A 23,815-nucleotide genomic window follows, 5' to 3' on the forward strand; every position below is an offset into this window, starting at 1 on the left:
CCGCGTTCGGGCCTGACGTCCCCCCGGCTAGGCCCCCACCGGGACCGGCTGCCGCATGCGCGCGAGCGCATCGAGGAAGAACGGCCGGAAGCCGTCCGGGTGCTCGCTCATCGGGAAGTGGCCGAGTTCGTCCATCACGGCGAGGGTCGCGCCGGGGATCGCGCGCGCGGTGCGCTCCGCGTCTTCCGGCGTGCAGGTGAGATCATAGGCCCCCACCAGAATGTGCACCGGCGTGCGGGCCGTGTCGATGTCGGCAAGCCGGGCGATCAGGCTGTCGTCCTGCGTGTAGAAGCTCAGGTCGCCGCGAAAGACGCCCGGCCCCGACTGCATGAACATCCACAGCGTGCTCCAGCGCTCCGCCTCCGGCGCATGCGGCGAGATGTTCGCGGAGACGAGTGCGGCGCCCATCTCGCCGCCATGGGCATCGGGACGGTCGAACCAGTCGATGTCATACCAGGCCGGCTGGAAGTCCGACGCCTCGATGGCGATGAAACCGGAAAACCGCCCGGCATGAAGGGCCGCGAGCTGCAGCGCGATGCGCCCGCCCATGGAACAGCCGGCGAGAACGGGCCGCTCGAGACCGAGCCCGTCGGCGACCGCCAGCACGGTCTCGATATAGGCCTCGGTGGTGAGCAGATACTCCTGCGTCTGAAATCCTTCCGGCGGCAGGGACTTGCCGTGCCAGGGCATGTCGAAGGCGATGAGACGATGGCCCTCGGTCACCTCCGCGTCGCACATGAGATGACGCCACTGGCGGGTGTCGGCCCCGGCGGTGTGCAGGCACAGAACGGGCCGCCCGGCCCCGGCTTCCTCGACATAGATGCGATGCGCCACGCCGGCGATCTCGACATGCAGATAGCGGCCGACAATCGGCTCCAGACGCGCGCTCACGCGACCTCCTCCCGGCGCCCGAGCGCCATGAATTCCTTGAAAAACCGCAGGTTCTTGACGAGCACGAGGATATCGCCCTCGATGCGCCCGCGCCCGATCTTGACCAGCCCGAAGAGGTCGTGAAACCCGGGGGCCGGGCGCGGTTCCCAGAAGCGGTCCAGCGCCTCGGCGTCGGTGACGAAGGCGAAGCGGTACGGCGTCTTGCGGCTCGGCCCCTCGCGCAGCTCGACGAGTTCGCCCTTGTCGAAGGTCAGATAGTATTCGTCGCCGTCGACGCGCAGCTGGACCGTCTCGCAGAACAGACGGCCGAGCCGGCGCAGATGCGGCAGGGCATTCAGCCGTGCCTGCATGTCGGTGAGGATGTCGCGCATTTCGCAATCCCGGATTTGACGAGGGAAAACGGGCGGCGGCCTCGGCCGCCGCCCGCCGGTCGGGTGAGGTCCGGCCTCAGAGGCCGGCGACTTTCTTCAGCATGTTGACGTCGCCCGGATTGATCAGGTCCGACGCGGTCCAGCCGGAGAGGTCGTATTCGCTCATGCACTCCTCGGCGAAGGCCTTCATCGCGTCGAGCTGGCCCGTCGCCTGGGCGGTGAGCAGCGTCTCGATGCGGATGTTCTCGTAGTTGCCCGCGTAATTGCGCTCATAGAGCTCGTGCCGGCCGCCGAACTCCGTTCCGATGGCATCCCACAGGAGCTTCAGCAGCTTCACCCGGTCGATGGCGGCATAGCCGTTCGAGCCGCGCACGAAGCGGTCGAGATAGGGCCGCACGGCCGGGCTTTCGAAGTCGAGCGCGGAACCCGGCAGATAGATCAGGCCCGAGGCGACATGGCGCTCGATCAGCTCCTTGATCCGCCCGTAGGCCATCGGAGCGAAGACGCGATAGGCGAGCCCGGAGAAGACGTTGGGCAGGTTGTAGCCGTCCGTTCCCTCCCAGGGGATCGGATTGTGCACCATGGCGTCGGTGATGCCCTTGAACAGGTTGGCCCAGGCGATCACCTCGCCGACCGCCGTCTGCACGCCCCGGAAATCTTTCGCCCCGGTCGCCTCCACCGCCTTGGCGAAGAGCCCGGAGATGAACTCCAGCTTCACCGCGAGCCGGGTGCAGCCATGCAGCGTGAAGCGCGGCACGAAGCCGGAGGCGGGGAAGAAGGCGTTGATCTTGTCCACGTCGCCGTAGATGAAGACGTTCTCCCAGGGCACCAGCACCTTGTCGAAGACCAGGATCGAGTCGTTCTCGTCGAAGCGCGAGGACAGCGGATAGTCGAAGGGCGTTCCGGTGATCGCCGAATTGAGCTCGTAGGAGGTGCGCGAGATCAGCTTCACGCCCGCCGCGTCCATCGGCACCGTGAACAGCACGGCGAAGGACTTGTCCTTGATGGGAATGCCGTAGTGGGCGATGAAGTTGTAGTGGGTGAGCGCCGATCCGGTCGCCACCACCTTGGCGCCCGACACCACGAGCCCTGCGTCCGTCTCCTTCTCCACGTGAATGAAGACGTCGCGCACCTCCTCGATCGCCTTGTCGCGGTCGATCGGCGGATTGACGATGGCGTGGTTCCAGTAATCGAGGCGCTGCTGCGTCTTGTCGTACCAGGCCCGGGCGTTGTCGGCATATTCGCCGTAGAAGCCGGCATTGGCGCCGAGCGTGCCGAGGAAGGATGCCTTGTAGTCCGGCGAGCGCCCCATCCAGCCGAAGGACACCTTCTGCAATTCGGCGATGGCGTCGCGCGACTTGACGAGGTCCTCGCGCGTCTTCGAACCCAGGAAGAAGGGGTGAGTGACGCCGCCGCTGCCATTGTCGGTGGGCACCGCGATCCGATCCGCCTTCTCGTGGAAGGCGTCGTACCAGCGCGCCACCATCCGCGTGGAATTGCGGAAGGCGGGATGCGTGGTCACGTCCTTCACGCGCTCGCCGTGAATGTAGATCTCCCGGTCGTCGCGGATGCTCTCCAGGTACTCGGCGCCCGTGTAGGGCGTGCTGACGCGATGCGGTGCGTCCATGATGCGTTTCCTCCCGCTGTGTGACGAGCCGCGCCCCCGTTCGCCGGGGTGTTGCGCAGCCGATGGAGGAGAGGCTGATCCCTTTTCCGAAATACCGAAAGGTATCGGGTCATACCGTGAAATCGGTTCGAGAATACCGAACCATGAGCGGGACATGGCGTTCGACGGTTCCGATCCGACCGAACGCGGGAGGACACGATGAAAGCGAGCGAACGCATCGGCCAGGTGCTGGGCCTGTTCACGCTGACCGCGCCGGAACGCGGCACGGCGGAGGTGGCGTCCCTGCTCGGGATCGCCAATTCCTCCGCCCATCAGCTTCTGAACGGGCTGGCGGAGACGGGTCTGCTACGCAAGCAGGCGCCCGGCCGCTTCCGCCTCGGTCCCATGGTCAACGCGCTGGCCCAGGTGCTGGCCAACACCGACCGCCTGATCGAGGCGGCCCGCCCGGTCGTGGCGAAGACCGCCGCCGACTACGGCGAGACCTGCCATGTCGTGGAACTGGCGGGCGGGCGCCTCACCGCGCTGTCGGGTCAGGCCGGTCACCGGCCGGTGGGGGTCGCCCGCGACTGGATCTCCGGCGAAACGCCGCTCCATGCGGTGGCGGCCGGCAAGCTGCTGCTCGCCCATCTCGCCACCGCCGATCTGCTGCGCCTGCTCGAGGCGATGCCGCTTGCCGACTTCACGCCGGCGACGGTGACCGCGCGCTCGCATCTGCGCGACCAGCTCGCCGAGATCCGCGCCACGGGCTATTGCGCGGCCGCCGGAGAATGGCATGCGGATCTCGCCACCTGCGCCGCCCCCGTGCGCTCGCATGCCGGCACCTGCATCGCAGCCTTCTCCATCGCCGTGCCGGTGAGCCGGTTCGAAACCCAGCCGCGCGCCTATCGCACCATGACGCTGGAGGCGGCCGACCGCGTGTCCGCCCGGCTCGGCTGGCGCGATCCGGACCGGCGGGCGGGCCACATCGCGCTGCCCGCATCGCCCACGCTTGCCTGCAACGCCGACGAGGAGTGCCCCGCATGATCGCAGACCCGGAAAGCCGCGCTCAGGCGATGCAGATCGGCGCCCGCCCCCTCGCCGTCCCACCGGCGCCGGCGGCCCTTCATCCGTACGGGGCCGGCGTGCACCCGCACGACACGCTCGCCCTGTCGGCCTCGGTCGTCACGGTCGGCACCTTCGACGGCGTGCATCGCGGCCATCAGACGCTGTTGAAGCGGATCGTCGCGCGGGCACGGGCCGCCGGCGTCGCCTCTGTGGTCTACACCTTCGACCCGCCGCCGAAGACCGTCTTCGCCGGCGTGCGACAGCTGACGCCGGTCGCCGAAAAGATCCGCCGCCTGTCGCACTTCGGGATCGACCACATCGTGGTGGCGCGCTTCGACGCGGCCTATGCCGCGCGCCCCGCCGAGGCGTTCCTGCAGGAACTTGCGCGTCTCAATCCGCTGGAGACCTGGGTCGGCGCCGACTTCCGCTTCGGGCGCGGACGCAGCGGCGATGTCGCGCGTCTGGCGCGCTGTTTCGACGTACGCGTCGTCTCGGACGTGGCCTGCGCCGGCGGAGACCGCATCTCCAGCACCCGCGTGCGCAGCCTGCTCGCGGCCGGACGCGAGGAGGAGGCCCGGCACCTGCACGGCTGGCCGCGCGAGGGGTGCCTCCCCGGCACCGCCGGGTGAGCGCCCGCACCGCCCATCGCAAACGAAAGGACCCGTCATGACATCCCCGTCCGCCACCGCCGCCGCACACCCGGCTTCGGCACCGGCGATCGACCCCAAGGCCCTGCGCGCGGCCTGCGGCGCCTTTGCCACCGGCGTCACGGTGATCACGACCCGGCTCGGCGTGCGCGATCACGGCATGACCGCCAACGCCTTCATGTCGATCTCGCTCGATCCGCCGCTGATCGCGGTCTCCATCGCCCGCACCGCGCGCTTGCTCGATCTCATCCGCCAGGCCGGGCGCTTCGCGGTCTCGGTACTGCCGGAGGGCACGGAAAACCTCGCCTGGCACTTCGCCGGCCGACCCGACGAGACCATCGCCGATCCGCTGCACGACCTCGACGGGCTGCCGGTGGTGCGCGGTGCCTGCGCCGTCTTCACCACCCATGTCGCGGAGGCGGTCGAGGCGGGCGACCATGTGATCTTCCTCGGCCGCGTGAGCGCGCTGGAGCGCGACGAGGCGCGCGCGCCGCTGCTCTTTCACAAGGGCCGCTTCGCGGAGCTGGAGCCGGGCGCGGCCGCCGGCCTCGATCTCGCCTGCCTGATGGACGGCAATCACTGGTGAACGCATGAACCGGGAAACGGGGCCGAGTATCGGCCCATACCGTTTCCGTCATTGGGAGGACCGCGCGTCCCGGATTACGCTGCCCCCATCGATTGCAAGCACGACAACGACATCCCCCGGGAATCGGCGCGCATCGGCTCCAGACATCCGCATCAGAACGGACAGCGCCCGACCCGGATCTGGACACCATGTGGAGGAAACCGCCATGCGCAATGTCACGCTCGACACCGTCACCGATGCGGTGATCGGATCGCTCGGAAAATTCGGCGAGATCGACGACCGGCAACGGGAGATCATGACCTCGCTCGTCACCCATCTGCACGGCTTCGTGCGCGACGTGAACCTGACGCACGCGGAGTTTCTCGCCGCCTGCGACTATCTCGCCCGCGCCGGCCAGCTCACCAACGACAAGCGTCAGGAATTCATCCTGCTCGGCGACATCCTCGGCGTCGAGGTGCTGGTCGACATGCTGTCCAACCCGGTGAGCGGCAACGAGAGCGAATCCACCGTGCTCGGTCCCTTCTACCGGGAAAATCCGCCGGTGCTGCCCAAGGGCGCCTCGACCATCCAGAAGCATTTCGACGGCGAGGAAACGGTCTACGTCGAGGGCTACATCCGCGACGCGGACGGCAATCCGGTCGCCGGGGCGACGATCGACATCTGGGAGGATGCACCGAACGGGCTCTATGAGAACCACGATCCCGATCAGCCCGACTTCAACCTGCGCGGCCGGTTCGAGACGGACGAGAACGGCCACTACGCGCTGATCGCGCTGCGGCCCGTGCCCTACCCGATCCCCGAGGACGAGACGGCGGGCGAATTGCTCCACTACATGGGCCACCACCCGAACCGGCCCGGCCATCTGCACTTCATCATCTCCAAGGACGGCTACCGGCCGCTGATCACGCAGATCTATGACGCCGACAGCGACTGGCTGGACAACGACTCCGTCTTCGCCGTGAAGGAAAGCCTCATCGGCAAGTTCGAGCCCGCCCCGGCCGGCTCCGACACCGACCTCGTGCTGCGCTTCGACTTCGTCCTGAGCGAGGCGCAGGCCGCGCGGATGCAGGCGGCCGAATAGTCCCGGCATCCGCCACGGGCGGCGCGGCGGCGGATCGGCCGGCGCGCCTCCGCCACGGCCTGACACCGAGACCGCGACGCCCCGCACGAAGGGCGCCCAAAGAAGGAAAGGCGCACGCATGAACCTGGCCTCCCCCATCGCCCCCACCGCGACGCTTGCCCGCGTCCCCGGCTTCGACGAGGCGCGGCTCAGGATCCGCGCCATCGAGACCCGGATCGTCAACGCGCCGACCACCCGCGCGCACAAGCTCTCCAACACCGAGATCCACCACAAGGCCATCGTGCTGGCCCGCGTGCATCTGGCCGACGGCAGCGTCGGCTATGGCGAGGGCTCGACGCTCGGCGGCCCGCGATGGGCGGAGGAATCGCCGGAATCGATCCAGTCCTGCATCGACCGCTATCTGGCGCCGGTGCTGCTGGGGCAGCCGGCGAACCGCTTCGAGGCGGCGGCCCGCGCCATGCGCAAGGCGGCGGCGCGCAACACCGCCGCCAAGGCCGCGTTGGACATGGCGCTTTACGACGCGGTCGGCCATGCGCTCGGCCTGCCGGCGGCGCAGCTTCTGGGCGGACGCATCCACGACAGCTTCGAGGTGATCTGGGCGCTCGCTTCCGGCGACCCCGATCAGGAGATCGAGGAAGCACGCCACAAGTACGAAAGCCGCGCCCACCGCCGCTTCAAGATCAAGGTCGGCTTCGCCGAGCCGCGCGACGACATCGCCCGGCTCGCCCGCATCGTCGCGGCGGTTCCGGAGTGCGACATCATCGTCGACGTCAACCAGGGCTGGACGGCGGCGCAATGCCAGCGCTGGATCCCGGCGCTGGAGGAGCTCGGCGTCGCGCTGATCGAGCAGCCGGTCGTCGCCGACGACCTCGCCGCGCTGGCCCGCGTCACGGCGCGCAGCCGCATTCCCGTGATGATCGACGAGGGCGCCTTCTCGCTCGGCGACATCGCCCGCGCCGGCGCCATCGCCGCCGGCTCGGTGCTGTCGCTCAAGCTGGTGAAGAGCGGCGGGCTGATGGAGATGAAACGCGCCGCCGGCGTCGGCACCGCGCACGGGATGGAGCTTTACGGCGGCTGCCTGCTGGAAAGCGGCATCGGCGCGGCCGCGCATCTCGCCGTCCTCTCGACCCTGCCGGAGCTGCACTGGGGCACGGAGCATTTCGGCCCGCGCATCCTGACGCGCGACCTCACCACCGCCGGGCTCGACTTCGCCGATTTTCACGTCGCCTGCCCCACCGGTCCGGGCCTCGGCGTTGCGGTCGACGACGCCTATCTCGACGACATCGCCGAGGCCGATTGGCGTTCGGCACGGGCCTGACATAGACTTCCCCCAGAACGGGGACGGCCATGAAGATCAGGCAGTTGGAGCATTTCATCGCGGTCGCGGAGGAGCTGCACTTCGGGCGCGCCGCCGAGCGGCTGGGCATTGCCCAACCGCCGCTCAGCCGGCAGATAAAGCAGATCGAGGACGATCTCGGCGTCCTGCTGTTCAACCGCGGACGCAGCCAGATCAGCCTCACCCAGGCCGGCGAAAAGCTCTACGAGCGCGCCCAGGCGATCCTCGCCGATCTGGAAGAGGCGCGCCTGGAGGCCCGGCGCATCGGCCAGGGCGCGGAAGGGCGGCTGCGCATCGGCTTCGTCGGCTCTTCCACCTATGGCGTGGTGCCCAACATCCTCAAGTCGTTCCGCCGGCACTATCCCGGAGTCGCGCTTGGCCTGTTTCCGATGAACAACGCCGCGCTCGCCAAGGCCCTGATCCGCCGCGAGATCGACCTGGCGATTGCCCGCCCCAGCCTCACGGACCCGGAAATCCGTTCCCGGCAGCTGATCGAGGAACCGCTGGTGCTCGCCGTGCCCGACACCCATCGCCTGGCCGGCGACAGGCCCGTGCCGCTCGCAGCGCTGGCCGGCGAAACGCTCATCCTCTACCCGGAAAAGCCGCGCCCGAGCTTCGCCGATCACGTGCTCGACCTGTGCCGCGCGGCGGATGCCCTGCCGGCGGCGCGGGTCTTCACCATGGACTTCCAGACCGCCATCTCGCTGGTCTCCGTGGAGGTCGGCGCGGCCGTGGTGCCGGCCTCGGTGGGCGAGGCCCAACGGCGCGGCGTGCGCTTCGTGCCGCTCACCGACCCGCAGGCCACCACGGCGGTCTCCGTCACCCACCGGATCGATGACCAGTCGATCCATGTGCGCAATTTCGTGGAGATCGCCCTGCGCGTGTCGCGCAAACGCGTGTCGGAGCGGACCGGCACCTGAGGCTGCGGTGTGCCGCGCGACGGGGAAATCCGGCGTCTCCGTCTTCCGCGCGGGCGCCGTTCGTGGTCTTGTGCCCGAGATCGGACCGCCCTTCGACGGCCGCCCTCACACGCTTGAGCGATCATGCCCCCCTCCGCCCTCACAGACCGGCTGGCCGAACATGTCGCCCTGCACGGCTCCGGCGGCCGGCTCTCCGGCGCGAAGCGCCGCGCCGCCGTCTCGCGCGCCCTCTACGAGGACTTCGCAGATCTGCGCGGCCTGCTCCACGCGGCGGCGCGCGGGCGCACGGTCGACATCCGCTCGCACACGGAAGAGGCCTGGTGCGACATGGCGGCAGCAGCCGGTGTGCTGACACCGCGAGGCCAGCGCTTTCGCGCCGCCGACAATGGCGCGCGCGCCTATCTCGGCGGCGGCTGGCTGGAGGAACTCGTCGCCCTCGCCCTCGCCGAGGCCGGCTGCAGCGACGTGCGCTTCGCCCAGATGATCCGCTGGCGGGCGCCGGGCAGCGCCGACGATCATTTCAACGAGGTCGACGCCCTCGGCGTCCACGGTGGACGGCTGGTTCTGGTGTCCTGCAAGGCGACGGCGACGGACCTGCTGGAGCGCGCGCGCGGCGAGGACCGCATGTTCGACGCGATGCTGGAACTGAGCTACTGGAACGCCCATTTCGGCGCCCGGTCGGCGCTGCCGGTCTTTGTCACCACCACCGATTTCTACGACGAGGACGCAAGGGCGTTCCGCAGCCCCCGCCTGATGGAGCGCGCCCGCGTGCTCGGCCTCCACGTCCTGACGGCGGACTTCTCGACCTACGCCGCCTTCGCCGGCAAGCTCGCCGCGATCCTCTCGGAGCGCTGAGCGCCCCGGCGGCGGCCGGCATGCCCCGCGAGCCATGGCCAGAGCCGCGACAGGCCGCTAGGATCGCACGCACCCGCCTTAAGATCGAACCGCCGCCGCCAGGATGCCCACACCCACGTCAGACACGCCCCCCGCTCCGACGCCCTCGCCACACCCGCGCCGGGTCTTCGTGCTCGGCGCGACCGGCACCATCGGGCGCGCCGCCGTGCGCGCGCTCATGGCCAGGGGGCATGACGTGGTCTGCCTCGTGCGCCCCGGCGCCGGACCGGGCGGCACCCTGCGCAAGGAAGACACCGCCCGGCTGCTGGCCGGCGCGGAACTGCGCTTCGGCGATGCCAGCGACCCGGTCTCGCTCGCCCGCGACGGCTTTCGCGGCGAGCGGTTCGACGTCCTCGTCTCCTGCCTCGCCTCGCGCACCGGAATGGCCCGCGACGCCTGGGCGATCGACCACGACGCGCATGTCGCCGCCCTTGAGGCCGCACAGGACGCCGGCGTCGGTCATATGGTGCTCCTTTCCGCGCTTTGCGTGCAAAAGCCGCTGCTCGCCTTCCAGCAGGCCAAGCGCGCCTTCGAGGAGCGGCTGATCGCCTCCGGCCTCACCTGGTCGATCGTGCGCCCCACCGCCTTCTTCAAGTCGCTGTCGGGACAGCTCGACCGGCTGCGGGCGGGCAAGCCGTTCCTCGTCTTCGGCGACGGGACGCTGACGGCCTGCAAGCCGATCTCCGACGAGGATCTCGGCGCCTATCTGGCGCTGTGCCTCGACGACGCGACCCTACAGAACCGCATCCTGCCCATCGGCGGTCCCGACCCCGCGCTGACCCCGCGCGCGCAAGGCGCGATGCTCTTCGCGGCGCTCGGTCGAGAACCGCGCTTCCGCCGGGTTCCCGTCGCGCTGCTGGATGCCATCATCGCCACGCTGTCCGCGCTGGGACACATCGCCCCCCGCTTCGCCGACAAGGCGGAGCTTGCCCGCATCGGGCGCTATTACGCGACCGAATCCATGCTCGTGCTCGATCCCGAAACGGGCCGCTACGATGCCGACGCCACACCGTCCTTCGGCACCGAGACGCTGGAGGCCTTCTACGCGCGGCTGGTCGCGGGCGAGACCACGGTCGAGCGCGGCGATCACGCGGTGTTCTGAGGCGGGGGCAGTCCCCTTGAAAACCGCATTCCCGGGATATCGACGCGCGATCCGGCGCGCGGCATACTGCGGCGCATGACGTCTCCCCTGTCCACGCGTGCCGGCCTGACGCCCGGCCGGGTCCTCATTCTCGTCGCGGTGCTGGCGCTCGTGCTCGCGGCCGTGGCCTTCCCGCGGCTGGAGCGCCATTACCAGCTTCAGGCGGGCCTGCGCGAACAGGACACGCTGCGCCTCGTGGTGGAGGGGCTGGCCGGGGCGCTGCGCCGCTACGAGCCGCTGCCCGCGCTGATCGCGGAACGCCCGATCCTGCGCGACCTGCTGCGCAATCCGGACGATCCCGAACTGGTGCGACAGGTCAACGAGAGCTTCCGCCAGACCGCCTTTCAGCTGAAGGCGTCCGACGTCTATCTGATGGACACCTCCGGGCTGACGCTGGCCGCCAGCAGCTATCGCAAGGAGCTCTCCTTCGTCGGGCGCAACTTCAGCTACCGCCCCTATTTCACGCAGGCGCTGGAAGGCGGGATCGGACGTTACTTCGCGCTCGGCACGACCTCGGGCGAGCGCGGCTACTTCTTCGCCGCGCCCGTGGAGGACGCGCGGCGGATCGTCGGCATCGTCGCGGTCAAATTCACGGTCGACGCCTTCGAGGAAGCCTGGCGCGGCAGCGCCAAGCGGGTGCTGGTGCGCGACCTGAAGGACATCGTCTTCATGGCGAGCCGACAGGACTGGCATTTCCGCACCCTGCGCCCGCTGTCGGAGACCGAACTCGCCGAGGTGGAGGTCTTTCGCCAGTATCCGCTGGACCGCCTGCGCCCCCTGCCCAGCACCACCGAGCCGCTCGGCGACGAGCTCAAGCTCGTTTCGCTGGAAGAAGAAGACACCGGCTGGACCCGCTACGTGGCCGGGAGCCTCTACATTCCCGATGCCGGCTGGAACGTGACGCTGCTCATTCCCACCGCCCAGGCCCGGGTCCAGGCGGTGGCCGTCTCGTCGATCATGGTGCTGGCGCTGCTGCTGATCGGGCTCGGCGTCGCCTTCTCCCTGCAGCGCCGGACCCAGCTTCTGGAGCGCATCGAGGTGCAGCGCGCCGCGCGCGAACAGCTCGAGGAACGCGTGATCGCCCGCACCGCCGACCTCAACCACGCCAACGCCAAGCTCGTGACCGAGGTCGAGGAGCGCAAGGCGGCGGAAATCCGCTTGCGCCGTACCCAGGCGGAGTTGGTGCAGGCCGGCAAGCTCGCCGCGCTGGGGCAAATGTCGGCCGCGCTCAGCCACGAATTCAACCAGCCGCTCGCCGCGGTGAAATCCTACGCCGACAATGCCATCACCTTCCTGGAGCGCGGACGGAGCGCGGAGGCGCGCGAGAACGTCGGGCGGATTTCGCAAATGGCGGACCGCATGGCGGAGATCTCCCGACATCTGCGCAATTTCGCCCGCCGCCCGCAGGGGCGCCTCCTGCCGGTGAGCCTCGACGCCGTCATCCAGGACGCGCTCGCCCTGCTCCAGACGCGGCTGTCCTCGCTCGGCGCACGGGTCGAGGTGGACCTGCCGGACAAGGACGCGCGGGCGATCGGCGGCCATGTCCGCCTGCAGCAGGTTCTGGTCAACCTGCTCAACAACGCGCTGGACGCCGTCGAGGATCGCGACGACCGCCGCATCCTGCTGTCCGTTTCGCCCACGGCGCAGGGGTGGCGGATCACCGTGCGCGACCATGGACCCGGGATCGCGGAAGACGTGCTGGCGCGCCTCTTCGATCCCTTCTTCACGACCAAGTCGCCGGGCAAGGGGCTGGGTCTCGGCCTGTCGATCTCCTACAACATCGTCAAGGACTTCGGCGGACATCTTGCCGCCCGGAACCACCCCGAAGGCGGCGCCGTGCTGCAGGTGACCCTGCAACGCGCCGAGGACGGCGCGGAGCCCGCCCAGCCCGATGCGGCGGCACAGGAGACGGCGGCGGAATGAGCGAGGAAACCATCCTGTTCGTCGACGACGAGGAGCACCTGCGCTTCGCCGCCGAACAGAGCCTCAGCCTGGAAGACCTGTCCGTCATGTGTTTCGCGGACGCCGAGCGGGCATTGACGCGGATTTCGCGGGCCTTTCCCGGCATTCTGGTGACCGACATCCGCCTGCCGGGCATGGACGGGCTGACGCTGATGCGTCGCGCGCTGGAGATCGACCCGGAGTTTCCGGTGATTCTGGTCACCGGACATGGCGACGTGGAACTCGCGGTGCGCTCCATGCGTGACGGCGCCTACGATTTTCTCGAGAAGCCCTATGCGCCGAGCCGCCTCGTGGAGACGGTGCGCCGGGCGCTCGACAAGCGCCGCCTCACGATCGAGAACCGCCAGCTGCGCCAGCAGGTGGGCGCGCGCGACGCCATCGAGGCCCGGTTGACCGGACGCAGCGCGGTGATGGTGGCGCTGCGCCAGCAGATCCGCGCCATCGCCGCGACGGAGGCCGACGTGCTGATCGTCGGCGAGACGGGGGTGGGCAAGGAGGTCGCCGCCCGCGCCCTGCACCGGGCGTCGGGCCGGGGCGAAATGCCCTTCGCGCACATCAATTGCGCCGCCCTTCCGGCCGATCTCATCGAGAGCGAGCTGTTCGGCCACGAGGCCGGCGCCTTCGCCGGCGCCATGCGCACCCGCATCGGCCGCTTCGAGGCCGCGCGCGGCGGCGTGGTGTTTCTCGACGAGATCGACAGCCTGCCGCTGCCGCTGCAGGCGAAGCTCCTGCATGCGATCCAGAACCGCGCGATCACCCGGCTCGGCTCCAACGAGCCGGTCGATCTCGACGTGCGCTTCATCGCGGCGAGCAAGCGCGATCTGGAGGCCGACGCCGCGACCGGGCGCTTCCGCTCCGACCTGCTCTATCGGCTCAACGTGGTCACGCTGCACATCCCCGCCCTGCCCGCGCGGCGCGAGGACATTCCGAACCTTTTCGTGCATCTCGTCGGCGAGGCGGCCGCGCGCTACAAGCGCCCGACGCCGGAGGTGAGCGGCGCGCTGCTGTCGGCCGTCGCGGCCCGCGACTGGCCCGGCAACGTGCGCGAATTGCGCAACGCCGCCGACCGCTTCGTGCTCGGGCTCGATCCCGCGCTGGTGCCGAGCGAGACCGGACTGGAGGGCGGCGACGGACTGGGCGAGCGCATGGCCGCCCATGAAAAGGCACTGATCGCCGCAAGCCTGGCGGCGCACGGGGGCCGGCTGAAGGAGACCTACGAGGCACTTCAGATTTCGCGCAAGGCGCTCTACGAAAAGATGCAGAAATACGACCTGTCGCGCGAGGCCTTCCTGGAGGAAGACTGAGCGCATCCGCCCGACCGGCTCCCGGCAAGCGGATCGGGCAAGCGGATCGGGCGAGCGGACGCGGACGCGGCGTCACGGGCCAAAGGGGTCGGATTCGACCCATGTTTCGGGCCGCGATGTTCCCTTTCCCGCCAATCGCCGGAAAAATTCTTAAGAAACTGCGAAAAGCCGCCGCCCTGGCCCTTGCCTTGGCGCCCTGGCGCGCTTTCTTGAACGCAGCACCCGATGGGAGGTGCGCGGAGCGGACGTCGGTCCGGTCCGGGCAAGGTCGGGCGGGACAGGAGCCGGGACACACGGTCTCCGCGCCCGGCGCAACAAGGAGGATATCATGAAGCTCAAAGTCATGACGCGAACGCTTGTCGCGGTCGCCCTGGGCGCATCGATGAGCGCATCGATGGCGGTGGCCCAGGATCGTGAAGGCTGGCCGGAGAGCTTCACCGTGGGCACCGCGTCCCAGGGTGGCACCTACTTCGCGTACGGCTCGGGCTGGGCGAACCTGGTGGCCGAGGAACTGGGCCTGTCCGGCGGCGGCGAAGTCACCGGCGGTCCGATGCAGAACATGGCGCTGGTGCACACCGGCGACGCCCAGTTCGGCATGACGACGATGGGTCCGGCCGCGGAATCGCTCGCCGGCACCAACCCGATCGCGCCGGGCCTGCAGATGACCAACGCCTGCGCCATGTTCCCGATGTATCAGACGCCGTTCTCGATCACGGCGCTGGCCTCGTCGGGCATCACCTCGATCGCCGACATTCCCGACGGCGCCAAGATCGGCTTCGGCCCGGCCGGCTCCACGTCCGACACCTACTTCCCGCGGATGATGGACGCGCTCGGCGTCAACTACGAGCGCCGCAACGGTGGCTGGTCGGACCTCGGCGGGCAGCTTCAGGACGGTCTGCTCGACGTGATCGCCTTCGCCGCCGGCGTGCCGGTCCCCGCCGTCAGCCAGCTCGAGGTGCAGACCGACATCAACATCATCGAGTTCACCGAGGAAGAGCAGGCCAAGATCCTGGCCGAGTTCCCGGTTTCGGAATTCGAGATCGCGGCCGCCACCTACTCGACGCTCGAGAACCCGGCCCGTTCGGTCTCCATGTGGAACTTCGCCATCGCCAACTGCGACCTGCCCGCGTCCTTCGTGAAGGCGGCCGTCGACGTGGTGATGTCGGACAACGCCCGCATGGTCGGCATCCACAAGGCGGCCCGTTCCACGCTTCCCGAGAACTGGGACAAGAACAAGGTGCTCAAGTGGCATCCGGGCGCGGCCGAGTGGTTCAAGGAGAACGCCGGCGCCGACATCCCGGATGACATGATCCACGGCATGTAAGACGCCGGCCGGATCACCACACCCGATCGACACAAGGGCCGCCCGGATCGGGCGGCCCTTTCCGAAGAAGAAGACGTGCTACTCTCATCCGGCGGCGCTCTGCCCGGAGAGGGGGCCCCGGAGAGGGGGGAAGGACATGACCGACAAGATCACTGCTGCGGACGCCACGACGGCCGCCGACGACGACCACATGATCGCCAAGGGCGTCGACGAGGAAGCGGTCGAACTCAACCGGCGCCTGTTCGAAGGATGGTCCTTCATCCTGATCGGCGGCTACGCCGCGCTCTATGCCGCCTTTCACATGGCGGCGCTCAACGGGCTCTCGATCTCCGAATGGACCGGCATCACCGTTCCGTTCCTGCCCTCCTTCCCGATGGAAACCTGGAACTTCCGCATCGTCCACGTCGCCGGCGCGCTGGCGCTCGGCTTCATGCTCTTCGCGGCGCGCGCCGACTTTCCGCGCGAGGGACAGGAAACGCCGCTGCTCGGCTATCTGGCCTATGCGCTCCTGCTGCCGGCGCTGTTCGCGCTCGGCGCCGCGCTGTCCTTCGCCGTCGAGATCTCCAATGGCACCATGTGGAACGGCATGGACGCCGGCATCCGCTTCAACGAGACCTATCTCTTCGGCCTGCCGCTGATGATCGCGACCGTCGGCGCCATCGTGCTGTCGTGGTTCCACAAGCGCGACCGCGCCGGCTTCGCCGCCCCCGATTTCGTGCTGGCGATCTGCGGCGTGGCGGTGGCCGCCTATCTGATCACCATCTACGGCACCTTGATGCGCAATTCGACCGGCACGCCCTTCGCGCCGATCGGCATCTCGATCGCCGCCGTCGCCGGCACGCTGCTCATCATGGAGCTGACGCGCCGCGTGGCCGGCATGGCGCTGATCGTCATTTCGGCGATCTTCCTGACCTATGTCTTCGTCGGGCAGCACCTGCCGGGCTTTCTGAATTCGCCGGCGATCAGCTGGGAACGCTTCTTCAGCCAGGTCTACACCGACGCGGGCATTCTCGGCCCGACGACGGCGGTTTCTTCCACCTACATCATCCTGTTCATCATCTTCGCCGCCTTCCTGCAGGCCTCCAAGGTCGGCGACTATTTCGTCAACTTCGCCTTTGCCGCCGCCGGTCGCTCGCGCGGCGGCCCGGCGAAGGTCGCGATCTTCGCCTCCGGCCTGATGGGCATGATCAACGGCACCTCGGCCGGCAATGTGGTCTCCACCGGCTCGCTGACGATCCCCCTGATGAAGAAGGTCGGCTATCACAAGAAGACCGCCGGCGCGGTCGAGGCGGCCGCCTCCACCGGCGGGCAGATCATGCCGCCGATCATGGGCGCCGGCGCCTTCATCATGGCCGAGATCACCGGCATCCCCTACACAGAGATCGCGATCGCCGCGATCATCCCGGCGGTGCTCTACTTCGTGTCGGTCTACTTCATGGTCGACATGGAGGCGTCCAAGCTCGGCATGCGCGGCATGCGCAGCGACGAGCTGCCCAAGCTCGCCCGCATGGTGCGCCAGGTCTATCTGTTCCTGCCGATCATCATCCTGATCTACGCGCTGTTCATGGGCTATTCGGTGATCCGCGCCGGCACGCTGGCGACCATCGCCGCCGCCGTCGTCTCCTGGCTGACGCCCTACCGCATGGACATCAAGGCCATCGTCAAGGCGTTCGAGATCGCCGGCGTCATGTCGGTGCAGATCATCGCGGTCTGCGCCTGCGCGGGCATCATCGTCGGCGTGATCTCGCTGACCGGCGTCGGGGCGCGCTTCTCCGCGCTGCTGCTCGGACTTGCGGAGGCGAGCCAGCTTCTGGCGCTGTTCTTCGCCATGTGCATCGCCATCCTGCTGGGCATGGGCATGCCGACGACGGCCGCCTATGCGGTCGCCGCCTCGGTGGTCGCGCCGGGCCTCGTCCAGCTCGGCATCGACCAGCTGACGGCGCATTTCTTCGTCTTCTACTTCGCGGTGCTGTCGGCGATCACGCCCCCGGTCGCGCTGGCGAGTTACGCGGCCGCCGGCATATCCGGCGCGAACCCGATGGAAACCTCGGTGTCGTCGTTCAAGATCGGCATCGCGGCCTTCATCGTGCCCTTCATGTTCTTCTACAATTCGGCCCTGCTGATGGACGGCACCACGCTGGAGATCCTGCGGGCCGGCGCAACGGCGGTGGTGGGCGTGTTCCTGCTGAGCTCCGGCGTGCAGGGCTGGTTCCTGGGCAAGAAGGCGGTGTGGTTCCTGCGGCTCGGGCTTCTTCTGGCCGCGCTGCTGATGATCGAGGGCGGCCTCGTCACCGACCTTGCCGGCATCGGCGCGGCGGTCGCGGTCTTCGCCGTGCAGCGCATCTTCCACCCCAAGGAAGGCGCCAGCATTCCGGTGCGCGGTCCGGACTGAGCGCATCGCCCTCCTCGCCCCTGGCAAGGCGGAGACGGGTCGGACCGACAAAAAGCCGGAGGCGGTTCTTCCGCCCCCGGCTTTTTCGTGTTGCTGTCCCGCACGGAATTGACGCGCGGACTGCCACTTACTCGAACATGTCGGGCTTCGTGCGGCTCAGATGCTCGACGATCGGCTGGAAGTGCAGCCAGCCGATGTAGTCGGTCCCGATGTGCTCGCGGCTGTAGCGGGCCCGGTCCTCGGTGACGAGCACCGGCTCGCGCCCGCTCGCGTCGACCATCAGCTCCTGCTTGCAGCAGCGCTCCAGGGCGATGAACCAGAAGGCCGCCGCGTCGATGCTGTGCCGGCTCGCGGTCAGCAGGCCGTGGTTGGCGTGGATCGCCGCCTTCACGCCCTTGAAGGCCCGCGCCACGTTGCAGCCCGCGGTTTTCTCCAGCGCCGCCGCGCCGGCCTCCTCGGTGATGACCACATGGTCCTCGAAGAAGACGCAGGCATCCTGCGTCAGCCGCCGCAGCGGCCGCCCGAGCGCGGAAAACGCGGTTCCGGCTTCCGTGTGCGCATGGCACATGGAGATGATGTCCGGGTGCTCGCGATGGACGTTGGCATGCAGGATGAAGCCGGCGCGATTGACCGCATGCGTGCCCTCGACCACCCGGCCGTCGTGATCGACCAGGATGAGGTTCGACATGCGGACCTCGTCGAAATGCACCGCCATCGGGTTCGTCCAGAACAGCTCCGGATGCTCCGGATCGCGGATGGTCAGATGACCGGCAAAGCCGTAGTCGTAGCCCTGCGCGGCGAAGGCGCGGCAGGCGACGACCAGACGCTCCTTGCGGTGGCGCCGCTCTTCCGCGACGCTGGCGAAGTTCGGCTCGACGGGGAAGATCAGGTTCTCCTGATCCGGCTGGTAGACCGACGTCTTCTTGACGATATCAAGCATATCTCGCTCCACGATTGAGAAATGACCGTGACCCGGGCGCGGGCGCCCCGTCGCACTTCAAGAGCCTCCCTCGACAAGAGCCTCCCTGGAGTCGTCTTTCTTGACTGTTGTGAGCTTACCCTGCGCGAGATGCTGCACTGCGTCCAATCCATTGTTGCAACGCAAAAAGTCGGAAAAGATATTTTTAGCCGCAACCGTAATCCGTGAAACGACCTAATTCGGGACAGATTCGACGCCGCCCTCGGCCCTGAGATCGCGCAATCCTTTGATTGGACGCCTTTTCCCGCGCGTCACGGCGCCGGTCCGTGGGCACCGGAGGGAGCGAACTCAAAAGCCCGCCCGGGATCACCGGGCGGGCCATGCGCCGCGAGGCGGCGTCACTTTTCGCATTGCAAAAGAATATGCGGCCGGCCGCCGCGCCGCCCCGTCAGTCGAACAGGAGGTTCGGCAGCCACAGGGCGATCTGCGGGAAGGCCAGCACGGCGGCCAGCGCCAGCAGCTGCAGGGCGACGAAGGGAATCACGCCGCGATAGATGTCCTTCAGCTGCACCAGATTGCGCGCGGTTCCCTTCACGTAGAACAGGGCGAAACCGAAGGGTGGCGTGAGGAAACTGGTTTGCAGGTTGATCGCCACCAGGATCGCGAACCAGTAGACGACGTCGACGCGGTCGACATGACCGCCGAACTCCAGCGTCTGGACGATCGGCGCGAAGATCGGCAGCACGATCAGCGTGATCTCGATCCAGTCGAAGAAGAAGCCCATCACGAAGACGAGAAGCATCAGGATCGCCAGGATCAGCCAGGGGCCGAGCACGGTCGCGTCGACCAGATCGAGCACGAAGGCCTCGCCGCCGAAGCGGCGGAAGAGATAGCTGAAGGCGGTGGCGCCGACGAAGATGAAGAAGATCATCGCAACCGTCGACAGGGACCGGCTCAGCACGTTGTTCAGGCTGCCGAGGGACAGCCGGCGGCGCAGCAGCGCCAGCACGAGCGCGCCGAGCGCGCCCACCCCGGCGGCCTCCGTCGGCGTCGCCCATCCGCCGAGGATCGAGCCGAGGACCAGCGCGATCAGCGCCGCCGGCGGCACGAAACTGGACGCGAGCTTGCGCATCAGCGCGCGCTTTTCCTCCGGCGACAGCGGCTCGCTGGCACGCGGCGCGAGTTGCGGGCGCAAGGCGCTGATGGTGATCGCATAGGTCAGGTAGAGCGCGGAGAGCAGCAGGCCCGGCATCAGCGCCGCCATGAAGAGCTTGCCGACCGAGATCGTCAGCAGGTCGCCCATGATGACCAGCATGATGGACGGCGGGATGAGAATGCCGAGCGTCCCCGAGGCCGCGATCGTGCCGGTCGCGAGCGTCGGCGCGAAGTTGTTGCGCAGCATGATGGGCAGCGCCAACAGGGTCAGCATCGACACCGACGCGCCGATGATGCCGGTGGAGGCGGCCAGGATCGTGCCCATCAGCGTCACCGCGATGGCCAGTCCGCCCGGCACCCGCCGCATCGCCGTCTGCAGCCCTTCGAGGAGATCCTCCGCGATGCCGCTCTTTTCAAGCAAGGTCCCCATCACCACGAACATCGGCACGGCGACCATCACCTGATTGGCCATGATGCCCGAGAAGATGCGGTTGATCAGCAGCGGCAGATGCACGAAGCGGATCTCGCCCATTCCAAGGCCGATCGCGGCGAACACCAGCGAGACGCCACCCAGGACCATCGCCACCGGCAGGCCGGAGAAAATGAACACAACCAGGCTCAGGAACATGATCGCGGGCAACCATTCGGCCAGCATGGCACGGTCTCCATTCGTCGGATGAAAGGGCGGGGCGTCGACGGCGGCGGATTACTGCTCGTCGAGGAACGGCGACGGCGGCGCCACACTGGGGCTGCGCAGGCCGTGAATGCAGCGCAGCAGAACCGAGATCGCGGCAAGCACGAGAAGCGCGAAACCGATCCCGAGGAAGGACTTGATCACCCAGCGGTGCGACAGTCCCCCGCCCCCGACGGAGCCTTCGCCCGAGATCCAGGCGCGGTGCGCGAAATCGATCGAGAAGTAGAACAGGAACCCGATGTAGGGGATCAGGAAGACGACGATCCCCGCCGCTTCCAGCCAGAGCTTCGTCCGCGGCCGAAACCCCTCGCGCAGAAGGTCGACGCGCACATGCGCGTCTCTGAGATAGGTCGCCCCGAAGCCGAGCATCAGCGCCGCGCCGTGCAGGTGCCACTGCACCTCCTGCAGGAGGGTCGACCCGGTATCGAAGAACTTGCGTCCGACCACGTCGTAGCCGATGACCAGCGCCAGCAGAAACAGCAACCAGCCGCCGAAGGCATGGGCATGGCGCGGCAGAATCGCAAAGGCATGGGCGAGTTTCAGCATCGTCTCGAACCTGCTACTGGGACCGACGTCAAGGACTTGCGGGGGAACGGAACCCCGGCCGCCGCGCGGGCGGCCGGGAGAAGCCCTTGTGTCTCGGGAGAAGACCTCAGGCTTGGGAGCGCGAGATCAGCGCAGATATCCGAGATCGCGCCAGATCTGGTAGTTCTCGCGGAAGGTGCTGTAGGACTCCCAGGTGCGCGCGAAATCCGCGTCCGCCGACAGGTCCTCGACCTCTTCCATCCAGGCCGCTTCCATCGCTTCCAGGATCTCCGGCGACCACTTCTGGATCGTCACCCCCTGCTCGGTGAGCGCCTGCAGCGCCTCGAACTGGATCGCCTCGCCCCAGGCAATCGACTGGGCGACCGCCGAACGGCACACTTCCTTGACGACCGCCTGATTGCGCTCGTTCATGCCGTTCCAGATATCCCGGTTGATCAGCAGGGTGATCAGCGAGGTCTGCTGGTGCCAGCCGGGGAAGTAGTAGTTGCCGGCGTAATTCTGCATGCCGAGCGCATAGTCGAGCGCCGGCATGGAGATTTCCGCGGCATCGATCGTCCCCAGTTCCAGCGCCGGCACCGTGTCGCCCACGGGCAGCGTCTGGGCGGAGACGCCGAGACGCTCCATCACCCGCGCGCCGAGACCGAAGAAGCGCATGGTGATGCCCTTCATGTCCTCGACGCTCTCGATCGGCTCGCGGAACCAGCCCGAGGCCTCCGGCGGAAGCGTGGCGCAGATGATGGACTTGATGTTGTGCTTGGCGGTGATCTCCTCCCAGATCTCCTCACCCCCGCCGTGGTAGTACCAGGCGAGATATTCCGGCGCTTCCGGACCGAACGGCACGGAAGTGAACATGGCCGCCGCCGGAATGATGCCCTGCGCGAAGCCCGGCGAGTACCAGGCGGCGTCCACCGCGCCGATCGACACCGCGTCCCAGGCTTCGGGTGCCGGCACCAGCGCGCCCGGCTCGTTGAAGTGCAGCGAAATCTCGCCGCCCGAGACCAGTTCCATGCGCCCGCCGATCTCGCGACCGATGTCGCCGAGAATCGGGAACGTGCCCGGATAGACGCTGGTCATTTCCAGCTTCTGCGCCGTGGCCGCCCCCACCGTGAGGCTCAGCGCCGCGACCGACGCGGCCGCCAGCAAGGATACACGCTTCTTCATATCATCCTCCCATCCTGGATTTCAGGCTCTTTCGGTGGCCTCAATGCCGGCCGAAAGAAATCCGCCGTCCGCAACGAAGACCTGACCGGTCACGAAACTTGCAGACGGCGAAGCCAGAAAGCCGATCAACTCGGCCAGTTCCTCGGGCTGCGCATAGCGGCGCAGCGGTATCCTCTCGATCCATTTGCGGGCCGCGCCGTCGATGTGCACGCCGCGCACCATCGGCGTTTCAACGGGGCCCGGACAGACGACGTTGACGCGGATCCCGTGCTCGGCGAGTTCGGTCGCCATGACCCGCGTCATCTGGATCACCGCCGCCTTGGACGCGCCGTAGGCCGTGCGCCCGGTGTTGCCGGTCATGCCGGACACCGAGCCGACGTTGACGATCGCGCAGGCCGGCGTTTGCACCTCGAGCACGTGGTCGACGACCGCGCGCGAGGCCACGAAGGTGCCGATCACATTGACCTCGAACGTCTCGCGCATGAGCGCCGGCGAGGTGTCGAGAAAATGCGTGTTGCGCGCCACGCCGGCGCTGTTGACCAGCCCGGTCAGCGGCCGGCCCAGCGAAGAGACCGCGTTCCGCAAGGCCGCGCGCATCGCCGCCTCGTCGCACACATCGGCGGCCACCGCGCATACGCGGCCGTTGACCTCCCCCAGACGCTCCAGCGCCTCGTCGAGCCGCTCCATGTCTCGATCCACCAAAGCGACCGCGGCGCCGCGCCCCAGCAGCCAGACCGCGCTCGCAAGGCCGATGCCCGAGGCGCCGCCCGTCACCAGGAAAGCGCCGTCCCTGTGTGGCGGCTCTCCGTGTGCCGGCTCCCTGTCTGCCCGCTCCCTGTGGGCCCGGTCGCTGTGCGCCAGGTCGTTCATGCGCCCTCCGGCGACGGGGCGTCCTGCCCGGCGTCGTCCGGCACCCATTCCTCGAGCGCGATCTCGAAGGTCACGCAGACCGGATTCTGCCCGCGCAGAAAGCGGCCGCCGGTCATCTTCCCCTCGGGCGTGCACACCATGCCGCGCAGCTCCGCCTCCGGCGATCCGCTGGCATCGGCGCGCACCTCGCCCGACATGCTCACCACCTCGATCGCCGGCCCCTTGAGAAGCGTCGTCGAGCCGTCCGGCAACACGAGGCAGGCATCCGTCAGACTGCCGAGGCTGCCGCGCAGAAAGGCATTGCGGAGGCCTTCGCGCAGACAGATCTTCTCGACCGCGAGCACCAGGTCCTCGTTCGGCCGCACCCGCGCATAGACGATCCGCCCCGTGCGCCCGGTCTCGATCTGCGCGCCCGCGCTCACGCCCGGCACTCCCGCGGCATGAAGACCGCGTGATTGGTTTCCGCGTCCGATGTCTGGCGCACCGAGATCGCGCCGAGCCCCCAGGCCAGCACAACAAGCCCCCGCGGGCCGAGCACCGTGGCCGCCGAGTCGAGATGACCGCCGGCCAGCGTCCCCGCGTCGGGATCGGAAAACCAGGCGTGGCAATGCACCATCGGCGCCCCGTCCACCGAAATCCCGAAGGTCGCCGAGCCGCCCAGCACCTCGACCGCCCGGCGTGTCTGCCAGGGGGTATAGGTCGCAAGCGTGTGGCCCGTCGGGTCGGCCGTCGCCAGGCAATGCACGCAAGGGGCGAAGCCGCCGTGGATCAGCGTGAAGACGACCGCCTGCTCCTCCTGCCCGCCGCCGAGCGCCGAAGCCGTATCCCGCAGCGCGTCCAGCAGCGTCACGCCGGCCGGCAGATGCACGCGCGCCGGGCTGGCGCGCTCATGCCGGGCGATGGTGAAGCGGTCCGGCGCGACCGGCCCGGGATGCGGCATCAGCCGTGTC

The 23,815-nt window shown here is 68.4% G+C and carries 22 protein-coding genes; 12 read left to right on the forward strand and 10 right to left on the reverse strand.

Annotated features, from left to right (window positions below):
- Positions 1 to 27: 27 nt before the first annotated feature.
- The 3 genes from ABL312_RS09075 to ABL312_RS09085 all read right to left on the reverse strand — a co-directional run bounded on the left by ABL312_RS09075 (position 28) and on the right by ABL312_RS09085 (position 2,889).
- On the reverse strand, positions 28 to 891 hold the full coding sequence (locus tag ABL312_RS09075; RefSeq protein WP_349361058.1) for an alpha/beta hydrolase: 864 nt from the start codon (positions 889 to 891) through the stop codon (positions 28 to 30).
- Positions 888 to 1,262 carry a hypothetical protein gene (locus ABL312_RS09080; RefSeq protein ID WP_349361059.1) on the reverse strand — a complete coding sequence of 125 codons (375 nt, stop codon included), beginning with the start codon at positions 1,260 to 1,262 and terminating at the stop codon, positions 888 to 890. The genes ABL312_RS09075 and ABL312_RS09080 overlap by 4 nt, the downstream gene beginning before the upstream one ends.
- Positions 1,263 to 1,338: 76 nt before the next feature.
- On the reverse strand, positions 1,339 to 2,889 hold the full coding sequence (locus ABL312_RS09085) for a 4-hydroxyphenylacetate 3-hydroxylase N-terminal domain-containing protein (protein ID WP_349361060.1): 1,551 nt from the start codon (positions 2,887 to 2,889) through the stop codon (positions 1,339 to 1,341).
- A 198-nt stretch (positions 2,890 to 3,087) separates the two neighbouring features.
- On the opposite strand from ABL312_RS09085, the gene ABL312_RS09090 reads away from it, so the two are divergent.
- The 12 genes from ABL312_RS09090 to ABL312_RS09145 all read left to right on the forward strand — a co-directional run bounded on the left by ABL312_RS09090 (position 3,088) and on the right by ABL312_RS09145 (position 17,520).
- Complete coding sequence (locus tag ABL312_RS09090) at positions 3,088 to 3,912, forward strand: IclR family transcriptional regulator (protein ID WP_349361061.1); 825 nt, start codon at positions 3,088 to 3,090, stop codon at positions 3,910 to 3,912.
- A complete protein-coding gene (locus ABL312_RS09095) occupies positions 3,909 to 4,562 on the forward strand; it encodes an FAD synthetase family protein (protein WP_349361062.1) in 654 nt (217 codons plus the stop codon). The genes ABL312_RS09090 and ABL312_RS09095 overlap by 4 nt, the downstream gene beginning before the upstream one ends.
- 37 nt (positions 4,563 to 4,599) lie before the next feature.
- The gene (locus ABL312_RS09100; protein WP_349361063.1) at positions 4,600 to 5,166 is read left to right on the forward strand and encodes a flavin reductase family protein; all 567 of its coding nucleotides are present in this window, start codon (positions 4,600 to 4,602) and stop codon (positions 5,164 to 5,166) included.
- 205 nt (positions 5,167 to 5,371) lie between these two features.
- A complete protein-coding gene (locus ABL312_RS09105; protein ID WP_349361064.1) occupies positions 5,372 to 6,247 on the forward strand; it encodes a dioxygenase in 876 nt (291 codons plus the stop codon).
- A 118-nt stretch (positions 6,248 to 6,365) separates the two neighbouring features.
- Positions 6,366 to 7,565 (forward strand): muconate/chloromuconate family cycloisomerase, encoded by a 1,200-nt coding sequence (locus ABL312_RS09110; protein ID WP_349361065.1) that lies wholly within the window; start codon positions 6,366 to 6,368, stop codon positions 7,563 to 7,565.
- Positions 7,566 to 7,594: 29 nt separating this feature from the next.
- Positions 7,595 to 8,503 carry a LysR substrate-binding domain-containing protein gene (locus tag ABL312_RS09115; protein ID WP_349361067.1) on the forward strand — a complete coding sequence of 303 codons (909 nt, stop codon included), beginning with the start codon at positions 7,595 to 7,597 and terminating at the stop codon, positions 8,501 to 8,503.
- 123 nt (positions 8,504 to 8,626) lie between these two features.
- On the forward strand, positions 8,627 to 9,358 hold the full coding sequence (locus ABL312_RS09120) for a hypothetical protein (protein ID WP_349361068.1): 732 nt from the start codon (positions 8,627 to 8,629) through the stop codon (positions 9,356 to 9,358).
- A 169-nt stretch (positions 9,359 to 9,527) separates the two neighbouring features.
- Entirely contained in the window at positions 9,528 to 10,499 is a 972-nt protein-coding gene (locus ABL312_RS09125; protein WP_349361380.1) for an NAD(P)H-binding protein, read from the forward strand.
- A 75-nt stretch (positions 10,500 to 10,574) separates the two neighbouring features.
- Positions 10,575 to 12,461 (forward strand): ATP-binding protein, encoded by a 1,887-nt coding sequence (locus ABL312_RS09130; protein WP_349361069.1) that lies wholly within the window; start codon positions 10,575 to 10,577, stop codon positions 12,459 to 12,461.
- Positions 12,458 to 13,804, forward strand: coding sequence for a sigma-54 dependent transcriptional regulator (locus ABL312_RS09135; protein WP_349361070.1), 1,347 nt, complete (start codon positions 12,458 to 12,460; stop codon positions 13,802 to 13,804). The genes ABL312_RS09130 and ABL312_RS09135 overlap by 4 nt, the downstream gene beginning before the upstream one ends.
- Before the next feature lie 328 nt (positions 13,805 to 14,132).
- Complete coding sequence (locus ABL312_RS09140; RefSeq protein WP_349361071.1) at positions 14,133 to 15,128, forward strand: TAXI family TRAP transporter solute-binding subunit; 996 nt, start codon at positions 14,133 to 14,135, stop codon at positions 15,126 to 15,128.
- 136 nt (positions 15,129 to 15,264) lie between these two features.
- Complete coding sequence (locus tag ABL312_RS09145) at positions 15,265 to 17,520, forward strand: TRAP transporter fused permease subunit (RefSeq protein WP_349361072.1); 2,256 nt, start codon at positions 15,265 to 15,267, stop codon at positions 17,518 to 17,520.
- Positions 17,521 to 17,647: 127 nt separating this feature from the next.
- Here ABL312_RS09145 and ABL312_RS09150 read toward each other — a convergent pair whose 3' ends face one another.
- The 7 genes from ABL312_RS09150 to ABL312_RS09180 form a co-directional block, all read right to left on the reverse strand.
- The gene (locus ABL312_RS09150) at positions 17,648 to 18,460 is read right to left on the reverse strand and encodes a class II aldolase/adducin family protein (protein WP_349361073.1); all 813 of its coding nucleotides are present in this window, start codon (positions 18,458 to 18,460) and stop codon (positions 17,648 to 17,650) included.
- 427 nt (positions 18,461 to 18,887) lie between these two features.
- The gene (locus ABL312_RS09155) at positions 18,888 to 20,249 is read right to left on the reverse strand and encodes a TRAP transporter large permease subunit (protein ID WP_349361074.1); all 1,362 of its coding nucleotides are present in this window, start codon (positions 20,247 to 20,249) and stop codon (positions 18,888 to 18,890) included.
- 51 nt (positions 20,250 to 20,300) lie between these two features.
- The gene (locus ABL312_RS09160) at positions 20,301 to 20,834 is read right to left on the reverse strand and encodes a TRAP transporter small permease subunit (RefSeq protein ID WP_349361075.1); all 534 of its coding nucleotides are present in this window, start codon (positions 20,832 to 20,834) and stop codon (positions 20,301 to 20,303) included.
- A gap of 126 nt (positions 20,835 to 20,960) precedes the next feature.
- Complete coding sequence (locus ABL312_RS09165) at positions 20,961 to 21,995, reverse strand: TRAP transporter substrate-binding protein (protein ID WP_349361076.1); 1,035 nt, start codon at positions 21,993 to 21,995, stop codon at positions 20,961 to 20,963.
- A gap of 21 nt (positions 21,996 to 22,016) precedes the next feature.
- Positions 22,017 to 22,865, reverse strand: a complete 849-nt coding sequence (locus tag ABL312_RS09170; protein ID WP_349361077.1) for an SDR family oxidoreductase — start codon at positions 22,863 to 22,865, stop codon at positions 22,017 to 22,019.
- On the reverse strand, positions 22,862 to 23,287 hold the full coding sequence (locus ABL312_RS09175) for a PPC domain-containing DNA-binding protein (protein WP_349361078.1): 426 nt from the start codon (positions 23,285 to 23,287) through the stop codon (positions 22,862 to 22,864). The genes ABL312_RS09170 and ABL312_RS09175 overlap by 4 nt, the downstream gene beginning before the upstream one ends.
- Complete coding sequence (locus ABL312_RS09180) at positions 23,284 to 23,805, reverse strand: hypothetical protein (protein ID WP_349361079.1); 522 nt, start codon at positions 23,803 to 23,805, stop codon at positions 23,284 to 23,286. Before ABL312_RS09180 ends, ABL312_RS09175 begins: the two co-directional genes overlap by 4 nt.
- Between the last annotated feature and the right edge of the window lie 10 nt (positions 23,806 to 23,815).

It is taken from the genome of Stappia sp. (genome assembly GCF_040110915.1).
Classification (GTDB): domain Bacteria; phylum Pseudomonadota; class Alphaproteobacteria; order Rhizobiales; family Stappiaceae; genus Stappia.